The 11,750-nt window shown below is 53.6% G+C and carries 9 protein-coding genes; 8 read left to right on the forward strand and 1 reads right to left on the reverse strand.

Annotated features, from left to right (window positions below; genetic code table 11):
• The first annotated feature begins 95 nt into the window (after window positions 1-95).
• Together rapA and rluA are read left to right on the forward strand one after the other, a co-directional pair.
• The gene (gene rapA, locus SK38_RS13865; protein WP_048236149.1) at window positions 96-3,002 is read left to right on the forward strand and encodes an RNA polymerase-associated protein RapA; all 2,907 of its coding nucleotides are present in this window, start codon (window positions 96-98) and stop codon (window positions 3,000-3,002) included.
• 11 nt (window positions 3,003-3,013) lie between these two features.
• Entirely contained in the window at window positions 3,014-3,673 is a 660-nt protein-coding gene (gene rluA / locus SK38_RS13870) for a bifunctional tRNA pseudouridine(32) synthase/23S rRNA pseudouridine(746) synthase RluA (protein ID WP_003018849.1), read from the forward strand.
• A 95-nt stretch (window positions 3,674-3,768) separates the two neighbouring features.
• Here rluA and djlA read toward each other — a convergent pair whose 3' ends face one another.
• A complete protein-coding gene (djlA, locus tag SK38_RS13875) occupies window positions 3,769-4,584 on the reverse strand; it encodes a co-chaperone DjlA (RefSeq protein WP_008786173.1) in 816 nt (271 codons plus the stop codon).
• A 379-nt stretch (window positions 4,585-4,963) separates the two neighbouring features.
• On the opposite strand from djlA, the gene lptD reads away from it, so the two are divergent.
• From lptD to apaH, 6 genes are read left to right on the forward strand one after another with little or no spacing between them, the layout of a single operon-like run.
• Complete coding sequence (lptD, locus tag SK38_RS13880; protein ID WP_048236150.1) at window positions 4,964-7,324, forward strand: LPS assembly protein LptD; 2,361 nt, start codon at window positions 4,964-4,966, stop codon at window positions 7,322-7,324.
• 53 nt (window positions 7,325-7,377) lie between these two features.
• Window positions 7,378-8,664, forward strand: coding sequence for a peptidylprolyl isomerase SurA (gene surA, locus SK38_RS13885; protein WP_003829603.1), 1,287 nt, complete (start codon window positions 7,378-7,380; stop codon window positions 8,662-8,664).
• Window positions 8,664-9,656, forward strand: coding sequence for a 4-hydroxythreonine-4-phosphate dehydrogenase PdxA (gene pdxA, locus SK38_RS13890; protein ID WP_048214960.1), 993 nt, complete (start codon window positions 8,664-8,666; stop codon window positions 9,654-9,656). The genes surA and pdxA overlap by 1 nt, the downstream gene beginning before the upstream one ends.
• The gene (gene rsmA / locus SK38_RS13895) at window positions 9,649-10,470 is read left to right on the forward strand and encodes a 16S rRNA (adenine(1518)-N(6)/adenine(1519)-N(6))-dimethyltransferase RsmA (protein WP_003829609.1); all 822 of its coding nucleotides are present in this window, start codon (window positions 9,649-9,651) and stop codon (window positions 10,468-10,470) included. The genes pdxA and rsmA overlap by 8 nt, the downstream gene beginning before the upstream one ends.
• Window positions 10,471-10,472: 2 nt before the next feature.
• Window positions 10,473-10,850, forward strand: a complete 378-nt coding sequence (gene apaG / locus SK38_RS13900) for a Co2+/Mg2+ efflux protein ApaG (RefSeq protein WP_003018867.1) — start codon at window positions 10,473-10,475, stop codon at window positions 10,848-10,850.
• Window positions 10,851-10,860: 10 nt separating this feature from the next.
• Entirely contained in the window at window positions 10,861-11,709 is an 849-nt protein-coding gene (gene apaH, locus SK38_RS13905) for a bis(5'-nucleosyl)-tetraphosphatase (symmetrical) ApaH (RefSeq protein WP_003829612.1), read from the forward strand.
• Window positions 11,710-11,750 lie beyond the last annotated feature (41 nt).

Raw genomic sequence — 11,750 nt, forward strand, 5'->3', positions numbered from 1 at the left:
TAGCCTGGTAGCGGGGTCGTATGCTCTCAATAACGGGGATTAGCCCGGAAAATGACGAGTATTGCCTGCAATTAAAGATATAGAGCCGAACATATATGCCTTTTACACTTGGTCAACGCTGGATCAGCGATACAGAAAGCGAATTGGGACTTGGTACTGTTGTCGCCATGGATGCGCGAACCGTCACTTTACTTTTCTCATCGACGGGCGAAAACCGTCTGTATGCGCGCAGTGATTCCCCCGTGACCCGCGTGATGTTCAATCCTGGCGATACGATAACAAGCCATGAAGGCTGGCAACTGCATGTCGATGAAGTAAAAGAAGAAAACGGCCTGCTTGCCTATATCGGAACCCGCCTGGATACCGAAGAAACCGGTGTCATGCTGCGTGAAGTACTGCTCGACAGCAAACTGGTATTCAGCAAACCGCAAGATCGCCTGTTTGCCGGCCAGATTGACCGCATGGATCGCTTTGCTCTGCGCTATCGCGCCCGTAAATTTCAGAGCGAACAATACCGTATGCCGTGGAGTGGTTTGCGTGGCCAACGTACCAGCCTGATTCCTCACCAGCTTAACATTGCCCATGATGTTGGCCGTCGTCATGCTCCTCGCGTTTTACTGGCAGACGAAGTGGGTTTAGGTAAAACCATTGAAGCCGGGATGATCCTGCATCAGCAACTGCTGTCCGGCGCCGCAGAGCGCGTGCTGATCATCGTCCCAGAGACATTACAGCACCAGTGGCTGGTCGAAATGCTGCGCCGCTTCAACCTGCGTTTTGCACTGTTTGATGATGAGCGTTATGCAGAAGCGCAGCACGACGCCTACAACCCGTTTGAAACCGAACAACTGGTCATCTGCTCGCTGGACTTTGCCCGTCGTAATAAACAACGTCTGGAGCACCTGTGTGACGCCGAGTGGGATCTGCTGATTGTCGATGAAGCCCATCACCTGGTGTGGAGCGAAGACGCTCCCAGCCGCGAATATATGGCCATTGAACAACTGGCAGAACGTGTGCCGGGCATCCTGCTGCTAACCGCTACACCGGAGCAGCTGGGCATGGAAAGTCACTTTGCACGCCTGCGCCTGCTGGACCCGAGCCGTTTCCACGATTTCGCCCAGTTTGTTGAAGAGCAAAAAAATTATCGTCCGGTCGCCGACGCCGTCGCCATGCTGCTGGCTGGTAACAAGCTGAGTAACAATGAGCTGAACATGTTAGGCGACATGATTGGCGAGCAGGACATTGAGCCGCTATTGCAGGCGGCAAACAGCGACAGCGAAGACGCCCAGAGCGCGCGTCAGGAGCTGGTTTCGATGCTGATGGACCGCCATGGCACCAGCCGTGTGCTGTTCCGTAACACCCGTAACGGTGTGAAAGGCTTCCCGAAACGCGAGCTGCATACCATCAAGCTGCCGCTGCCGACCCAATACCAGACGGCGATTAAAGTCTCCGGCATTATGGGCGCGCGTAAAAGTGCAGAAGACCGGGCGCGCGACATGCTCTACCCGGAACAGATTTATCAGGAATTCGAAGGCGACACCGGCACCTGGTGGAACTTTGACCCGCGCGTGGAATGGCTGATGGGCTACCTGACCAGCCACCGCTCACAAAAAGTGCTGGTCATCTGCGCGAAAGCCACTACCGCGCTTCAGCTGGAGCAGGTACTGCGCGAGCGCGAAGGCATCCGCGCCGCCGTATTCCATGAAGGGATGTCGATCATTGAACGTGACCGCGCCGCAGCATGGTTTAGCGAAGAAGATAGCGGCGCCCAGGTAATGCTGTGTTCTGAAATCGGCTCCGAAGGGCGTAACTTCCAGTTCGCCAGCAATCTGGTGATGTTTGACCTGCCGTTCAACCCGGATCTGCTGGAACAGCGTATTGGCCGTCTGGACCGTATTGGTCAGGCGCATGATATTCAGATTCACGTTCCGTACCTGGAAAAAACCGCGCAATCTGTGCTGGTGCGCTGGTACCACGAAGGTCTGGATGCGTTCGAACACACCTGCCCGACCGGCCGTACCATCTATGACACGGTCTATAACAATCTGATCGGCTACCTGGCTGAACCAGAAAATACCGAGGGCTTTGACGATCTGATCAAAACCTGCCGCGAACAGCATGACGCGCTGAAAGCACAGCTAGAGCAAGGTCGCGATCGCCTGCTGGAGATCCACTCTAACGGCGGCGAAAAAGCACTGGCGTTGGCTGAGAGTATTGAAGAACAGGACGACGATACCAGCCTGATCGCCTTCGCCATGAACCTGTTTGATATCGTCGGTATTAATCAGGATGACCGTGGCGACAATTTGATCGTACTGACGCCGTCCGATCATATGCTGGTGCCGGATTTCCCTGGGCTGCCGGAAGATGGCTGCACCATTACGTTCGAGCGCGATGTCGCCCTGTCGCGTGAAGATGCCCAGTTCATTACCTGGGAGCATCCGCTGATCCGCAATGGTCTGGATCTGATCCTCTCCGGCGACACCGGAAGCAGCACTATTTCGTTGTTGAAAAACAAAGCATTACCTGTTGGTACACTGCTGGTTGAGCTGGTCTATGTTGTTGAAGCGCAAGCGCCGAAACAACTGCAGCTAAACCGCTTCCTGCCACCAACGCCGGTACGCATGCTGCTGGATAAAAACGGCAATAACCTTGCTGCACAGGTTGAGTTCGAAACCTTTAACCGCCAGCTCAGCGCCGTTAACCGCCACACCGGCAGCAAACTGGTCAACGCCGTGCAGCAGGATGTTCATGCCATTCTGCAACTCGGTGAAGCGCAGGTGGAAAAATCAGCCCGCGCGCTGATCGACGCAGCGCGTAAAGAAGCTGACGAGAAGCTGACGGCAGAACTTTCCCGTCTCGAAGCGCTGCGTGCCGTTAACCCGAACATCCGTGATGACGAACTTAGCGCAATTGAAAGCAACCGTCAGCAGGTGATGGAAAGCCTGGATCAGGCGGGCTGGCGTCTCGATGCCCTGCGCCTGATCGTCGTGACGCATCAGTAACGGAGCCATACATGGGGATGGAAAACTACAATCCGCCGCAGGAACCCTGGCTGGTCATCCTGTATCAGGATGAGCACATTATGGTGGTCAACAAGCCGAGCGGCTTGTTGTCTGTGCCAGGTCGTCTGGATGAGCACAAAGACAGCGTGATGACGCGTATTCAGCGCGATTATCCGCAGGCTGAATCCGTGCATCGTCTGGATATGGCAACCAGCGGCGTGATTGTAGTCGCGCTAACCAAAGCGGCAGAGCGCGAGCTAAAACGCCAGTTTCGCGAGCGCGAACCGAAAAAACAGTATGTCGCACGCGTCTGGGGGCATCCTGCTCCGGCCGAGGGTCTGGTTGATTTACCGCTGATTTGCGACTGGCCAAACAGGCCAAAGCAAAAAGTGTGTTATGAGACCGGGAAATCGGCGCAGACCGAGTATGAAGTTGTGGAGTTCGCGGCGGATAACACCGCCCGGGTAGTGCTCAAGCCCATTACCGGACGCTCCCACCAGCTGCGTGTGCATATGCTGGCTTTAGGGCATCCTATCCTGGGCGACCGCTTCTATGCTCCGCCGGAAGCTCTGGCGTTAGCGCCGCGCCTGTTGCTGCATGCAGAGATGTTAACCATCACGCATCCCGAATACGGCAACAGTATGACGTTTAAAGTCCCGGCGGATTTTTAAATTCTGAGCCAATTTATGCCGGGGGCGCTTCGCTTACCCGGCATACATTCATTAACGTAGGCCGGATAAGGCGCTAGCCGCATCCAGCAATTCAATCACTTGAATCCTTTTTGATCCTTAATCAGCTCGTAAGCCTTTTGGATTTCCTGCGCTTTTTGTTTCGCCATTTCCATCATCTCTGGCGGCAGACCTTTCGCGACCAGTTTGTCCGGATGGTGCTCGCTCATCAGCTTACGGTAAGCCCGCTTGATGGTGGTCGCATCGTCGGTCGTTTTCACACCCAGCACATTACAGGCGTCTTCCAGCGTCGGGCCGCGTTGCGCCTGCTGCCAGCCACCGCCGCCAGACTGCTGCTGATATCCGCCGCCAAACTGTGCGCCGCCCTGCATCATGCGCAGGAACTGATCAAATTGGGTGCGTGAGATCCCCAACTCTTCAGCAATCACATACAGCACTTCACGTTCGTTAGGATGCAACGACCCATCGGCAAATGCCGCCTGGATCTGAATCTCCAGAAACATGCGGATCAGATCGAATCGACCAAAACAGACGCTGCGAAACTGACGCATCTTTTCACGTAATGGGTAATTATCCGATTTTCCTACCCGGAAGGCATGTTGTGCAGCCGTTCGCGAGTCACCGTGCAAATTCATCCGATCCATCAACTGGCTGGCGATATGTATATCGGCTTCCGTGACGCGACCTTTGGATTTGGTCAGATGTCCCATCACCTCAAAAGTGGTGGCAAAAAACAGCGCCTGGCGTTCACGTTGGTTGGCAAACCACGCCATTTTGCGCATGCGGGCTTTGTCGAACATGTGGCCAACTAACAGCCCCAGAACCACACCCCAGAAGCCGCCGCCCATCATTAAGGCCACGGCTACACCAATTATCTTTCCCCAATACTGCATAGACTCCCCAAATCTTTCCGCTCTCAGCCAGGCTATGTCCCACAATATAAGGTGCTTTTACCGATTTACGGCTGCGGTCAATTGTGGGACATCGCCTATAATTTGCATTATCATACCTGTCATTCAATGCCGTGCCTAACACCACAAACGCTATACCCGTTGGATTTCAAGTTGCAGCAAGGCGGCAACGTAGTGAGTCCCCTGGAGCTTACCCATGTAAGTGACTGGGGTGAACGAGGAAGACAACGAAGATGCAGCTTGAAAGGTGGCGGGTATAAAATGGGCAGGATTAATACTAGCGAAGTGAAGATGAGATAAGTTAGGCTGTGACCGTTTGTCACGCGCGACGCTACTGATGATGGAACAATAAATACAACGTATGAAAAAACGTATTCCCACTCTTCTGGCCACCATGATTGCCAGCGCCCTCTATAGCCATCAGGGCCTGGCAGCCGATCTCGCCTCACAGTGTATGCTGGGCGTGCCGAGCTATGACCGTCCTCTGGTACAGGGCGAGACTAATGAGTTACCCGTCACCATCAATGCCGACAACGCAAAAGGGAATTATCCCGATGACGCGGTGTTTACCGGCAACGTGGATATCGCACAGGGTAACAGCCGCCTGCAGGCCGACGAAGTACAGCTTCATCAGAAGCAGGCTGAAGGCCAGCCGGAGCCAGTACGTACCGTCGATGCGTTGGGCAATGTCCATTATGACGACAATCAGGTTATTCTGAAGGGGCCAAAGGGTTGGTCCAATCTGAATACCAAAGATACCAACATCTGGGAAGGTGATTACCAGATGGTGGGCCGTCAGGGGCGCGGGAAAGCCGACCTGATGAAACAGCGTGGGGAAAACCGTTATACCATTCTGGAAAACGGTAGCTTTACCTCCTGTCTGCCAGGTTCCGATACCTGGAGCGTCGTCGGTAGCGAAGTTATCCACGACCGTGAAGAACAGGTCGCGGAGATCTGGAACGCCCGTTTTAAACTGGGTCCGGTTCCGGTCTTTTACAGCCCTTATTTACAGTTACCCGTCGGCGATAAGCGCCGTTCCGGTTTCCTGATCCCGAACGCAAAATATTCCTCCAATAACTATTTTGAGTTCTACCTCCCGTATTACTGGAACATTGCGCCCAATATGGACGCCACTATCACGCCACATTATATGCACCGTCGTGGCGGGATCATGTGGGAGAACGAATTCCGCTACCTCACCCAGGCGGGTGCGGGCTTGATGGAGTTCGACTATCTGAATTCCGATAAAGTGTACGAGGACGAACATCCGAAGGATGACAATTCACGCCGCTGGCTGTTCTACTGGCAGCACGCCGGTGTACTGGACCAGGTGTGGCGTTTCAACGTCGACTACACCAAGGTCAGCGACACCAGCTACTTTAACGATTTCGATAATAAATACGGTTCCAGTACCGACGGCTACGCCACGCAGAAATTCAGCGTCGGTTACGCGGTACAAAACTTTGACGCTACGGTATCGACCAAGCAGTTCCAGGTCTTCGACGCACAAAACAGTAACAGTTACTCTGCCCAGCCGCAGTTAGACGTCAACTATTACCAGAATGACGTTGGTCCGTTTGATACCCGTATTTATGGCCAGGCGGTCCATTTCGTCAATACCAATGACAACATGCCGGAAGCAACGCGTGTTCACCTGGAACCGACGATCAATCTGCCGTTGTCGAATAACTGGGGTAGTATCAATACCGAAGCGAAGCTGCTGGCGACACACTATCAGCAGACCAATCTGGATTGGTACAACAACAACCCGAGTAACGTTAACAAGCTCGACGAGTCAGCCAACCGCGTCATGCCGCAGTTTAAAGTTGACGGCAAAATGGTATTCGAGCGCGACATGCAAATGCTGGCACCGGGCTATACCCAGACGCTGGAGCCACGCGCGCAGTACCTGTACGTACCGTATCGCGACCAAAGTCATATCTATAACTATGACTCATCCTTGCTGCAATCTGACTACAGCGGCCTGTTCCGTGACCGTACTTATGGCGGTCTGGACCGTATTGCTTCTGCCAACCAGGTGACGACCGGGGTCACATCTCGCGTTTATGATGACGCTGCCGTTGAACGTTTTAATATTTCTGTGGGTCAAATCTACTATTTCACCGAGTCTCGCACCGGCGATGACAACATTAAATGGGAGAATGACGACAAAACGGGTTCACTGGTATGGGCGGGCGACACCTACTGGCGTATCTCCGATCGCTGGGGTTTACGCAGTGGGATCCAGTACGACACGCGTCTGGATAGTATCGCCAACAGCAGCAGCAGTATCGAATACCGTCGCGATGAAAACCGGATGCTGCAGTTGAATTACCGTTACGCCAGCCCGGAATATATCCAGGCGACTCTACCGTCTTACTACTCTACGGCAGATCAGTATAAAAACGGGATTTCGCAGGTGGGCGCGGTGGCAAGCTTCCCAATTGCTGAGCGTTGGTCGATTGTTGGCGCTTACTACTTCGATACCAACGTGAACAAAGAAGCAGATTCAATGCTGGGCTTACAGTACAACTCCTGCTGTTACGCCATTCGCTTCGGCTACGAGCGTAAGCTGAACGGTTGGGATAATACCCAGCAACACGCGATTTATGACAACACGATCGGCTTTAATATCGAACTGCGCGGTCTGAGCTCCAACTACGGTCTCGGCACCAACCAAATGCTGCGTTCGAACATTTTGCCGTATCAAAGCTCTTTATGATCTGATTGATTTACAACGTAATCCGCATTGCGGTTAATTGAAATGGAAAAAGTATGAAGAACTGGAAAACGCTGCTTCTCGGTATCGCCATGATCGCGAATACCAGTTTCGCTGCCCCACAGGTAGTCGATAAAGTTGCAGCCGTCGTCAATAACGGCGTCGTTCTGGAAAGCGACGTCGATGGCTTAATGCAGTCAGTAAAACTGAATGCAGGTCAGGCAGGTCAGCAATTACCGGATGACGCTACGCTGCGTCATCAGATCCTGGAACGTTTGATCATGGATCAAATCCTCCTGCAAATGGGTCAGAAGATGGGGGTGAAAATCTCTGACGAGCAGTTGGATCAGGCTATTGCCAACATCGCCAAGCAGAACAACATGACGCTGGATCAGATGCGCAGCCGTCTGGCACAGGATGGCTTAAGCTATTCAACCTATCGTAGCCAGATCCGCAAAGAGATGACCATCTCCGAAGTGCGTAACAACGAAGTTCGCCGTCGCGTCACTATCCTGCCTCAGGAAGTGGATGCCCTGGCGCAGCAGGTAGGCAACCAAAACGATGCCAGCACCGAGCTGAACCTGAGCCACATTCTGATCCCATTACCAGAAAACCCAACGTCCGACCAGGTTAACGCGGCTGAAAGCCAGGCGCGCTCTGTTGTTGATGAAGCGCGTAACGGTAGTGATTTCGGCAAACTGGCTATTACTTATTCCGCTGACCAGCAAGCGCTGAAAGGCGGCCAGATGGGCTGGGGACGTATTCAGGAGCTGCCGGGTATCTTTGCCCAGGCGTTAAGCACTGCGAAAAAAGGCGATATCATTGGCCCAATTCGTTCCGGTGTCGGCTTCCACATCCTGAAAGTCAACGATATGCGTGGCCAAAGCCAGAGCATCTCCGTGACTGAAGTTCACGCTCGCCACATTCTGCTTAAGCCGTCGCCGATCATGACCGATCAGCAGGCGCGTCTGAAGCTGGAACAAATCGCGGCAGATATTAAGAGCGGTAAAACGACCTTCGCGGCAGCCGCTAAAGAGTTTTCTCAGGATCCAGGCTCTGCCAACCAGGGCGGCGATCTGGGCTGGGCTGCAGCAGATATTTTCGACCCTGCTTTCCGCGATGCGCTGACCAAACTTAACAAAGGCCAGATGAGCGCCCCGGTGCACTCCTCTTTCGGTTGGCATCTGATCGAACTGCTGGATACGCGTAACGTTGATAAAACTGACGCAGCGCAGAAAGACAGAGCTTACCGTATGCTGATGAACCGTAAATTCTCGGAAGAAGCAGCAACCTGGATGCAGGAACAGCGCGCCAGCGCTTACGTTAAAGTTCTGAGCAACTAATGACTCGTGCTCAACGCGTTGTTATCACTCCCGGCGAACCCGCCGGGATTGGCCCGGACCTGGTGGTTCAGCTCGCCCAGCGCGCGTGGCCTGTAGAACTCGTTGTCTGTGCGGATGCAGCACTCCTCAGTGACCGGGCAGCGATGCTCGGTTTACCGCTTTCACTCCTCCCCTACTCTCCAGATACCCCAGCCAGACCGCAATCAGCAGGCACATTGACGCTGTTACCGATTGCGCTGCGGGCACCTGTTGTCGCGGGTCAGTTGGCGGTAGAAAACGGGCAATATGTGGTGGATACGCTGGCTCGCGCCTGCGATGGCTGTCTGCAAAGTGAGTTTGCGGCGCTGATTACCGGCCCGGTTCACAAGGGCGTTATCAATGACGCTGGCGTCCCGTTTACCGGACATACCGAGTTTTTTGAAGAGCGCTCACAGGCAAAGAAAGTTGTTATGATGCTGGCGACCGAAGAGCTGCGCGTTGCCCTGGCAACCACGCATTTGCCGCTCAGAGCCGTTGCCGACGCCATTACGCCCGCCCTGCTTCAGGAAGTGATCGGCATTTTGCATCATGATTTACGCACCAAATTCGGCATTGCCGATCCGCATATTCTGGTGTGCGGTCTAAACCCGCATGCTGGTGAAGGCGGACATATGGGAACGGAAGAGATAGACACCATCATTCCGGTACTCGATGAACTGCGTGCGCAGGGAATGAAATTAAACGGTCCGCTGCCCGCAGATACGCTGTTTCAGCCCAAATATCTCGACCACGCGGATGCCGTGCTGGCAATGTACCACGATCAGGGTCTCCCCGTGCTAAAATACCAGGGATTTGGTCGCGGTGTGAATATCACGCTGGGCCTGCCCTTTATTCGCACATCCGTCGATCACGGCACCGCACTTGAACTCGCGGGTCGTGGGCAAGCAGATGTCGGCAGTTTTATTACGGCGCTTAATCTCGCCATCAAAATGATTGTTAATACCAATGAATAATCGAGTCCATCAGGGCCATTTAGCCCGTAAACGTTTCGGGCAGAACTTCCTCAACGATCAGTTTGTGATCGAAAGTATTGTCTCTGCTATCAACCCGCAGAAAGGTCAGGCTATGGTCGAAATCGGCCCAGGCCTGGCGGCATTGACCGAACCAGTAGGCGAACGTCTGGACAAGCTCACGGTCATTGAACTCGACCGCGATCTGGCAGCACGCCTACAGACACACCCGTTTTTAGGGCCTAAGCTGACGATTTATCAGCAAGATGCCATGACCATGAACTTCGGCGAACTGGCACAAACGATGGGACAGCCGCTGCGCGTATTCGGCAACCTGCCGTACAACATCTCCACGCCGCTCATGTTCCATCTTTTTTCCTATACTGATGCCATTGCCGACATGCATTTCATGTTGCAAAAAGAGGTGGTGAATCGTCTGGTTGCAGGGCCAAACAGTAAAGCGTATGGTCGATTAAGCGTCATGGCGCAGTATTACTGCAATGTGATCCCGGTACTTGAAGTACCGCCTTCCGCATTTACGCCAGCGCCTAAAGTTGATTCAGCCGTTGTGCGTCTGGTCCCTCATACGACGATGCCGTACCCGGTTAAAGATGTTCGTGTGCTGAGCCGTATTACCACTGAAGCGTTTAATCAGCGCCGTAAAACGGTACGTAACAGTCTCGGCAACCTGTTTAGCGTTGAAGTACTGACAGAGCTGGGCATTGATCCGGCGATGCGAGCGGAAAATATCTCTGTCGCGCAATACTGCCGGATGGCTAACTATCTGTCAGAAAACGCGCCATCGAAGGAGAGTTAAACATGATCAATTCGCCCCGAGTGTGCATTCAGGTACAAAGCGTCTACATTGAGGCGCAATCCTCACCTGATGATGAACGTTACGTTTTTGCTTACACCGTAACTATCCGCAATTTGGGGCGAGCGCCTGTGCAGCTGTTGGGGCGTTATTGGTTGATTACTAATGGCCATGGCCGCGAAACCGAAGTTCAGGGTGAAGGCGTGGTTGGCGTCCAGCCCCACATCGAACCCGGCGAAGAGTACCAGTACACCAGCGGTGCGGTGATTGAAACACCGCTGGGCACCATGCAGGGTCATTACGAAATGATCGATGAACAAGGCATCGCCTTTACCATCGATATTCCCGTATTCCGACTCGCCGTTCCAACACTCATTCATTAAAACAATAACTATGGCGACATACCTTATTGGCGACGTTCACGGTTGTTACGATGAACTGGTAGCCTTGCTGCATCAGGTAGACTTTAATTCCGAAAAAGACACCCTATGGCTCACCGGCGATCTGGTCGCTCGTGGACCGGGCTCGCTGGACGTTTTGCGCTACGTGAAATCACTGGGCGACAGCGTGCGGTTAGTATTGGGTAATCACGATTTACACCTGCTGGCCGTATTTGCTGGTATCAGTCGTAATAAACCTAAAGACAGGGTCACATCGCTGCTCGAAGCACCGGATGCCGACGAATTACTTAACTGGCTCCGCCGTCAACCGCTGTTGCAGGTAGACGAAGAGAAGAAGCTGGTGATGGCGCATGCCGGTATTACCCCACAGTGGGACCTGCAGACGGCAAAAGACTGTGCTCGCGATGTTGAAGCCGTGTTGTCGAGCGACTCGTATCCCTTCTTCCTTGATGCGATGTACGGCGACATGCCCAATAACTGGACCCCGGAACTGACCGGGCTGGCACGCCTGCGTTTTATTACCAACGCCTTTACCCGCATGCGTTACTGCTTCCCTAACGGTCAGTTGGATATGTACAGCAAAGAGTCACCAGAAGACGCACCTGCCCCGCTGAAGCCCTGGTTTGCCATTCCTGGACCTGTCAGTGAAGCATACAGCATTGCATTCGGGCACTGGGCATCGCTGGAGGGTAAAGGCACGCCAGAAGGTATTTACGCGCTGGATACGGGGTGTTGCTGGGGAGGCGATCTCACCTGTCTGCGCTGGGAAGACAAACAGTACTTCGTGCAGCCGTCAAATCGCCATCTGAATCTGGATCCTGGCGAAGCGGTCAACGCCTGATAGTCGTTTGCCGGATGCGGTGCTCGCACCTTATCCGGCCT

Origin of the sequence: Citrobacter sp. MGH110, from assembly GCF_001037515.1 — a bacterium.
Lineage (GTDB): Bacteria > Pseudomonadota > Gammaproteobacteria > Enterobacterales > Enterobacteriaceae > Citrobacter > Citrobacter portucalensis.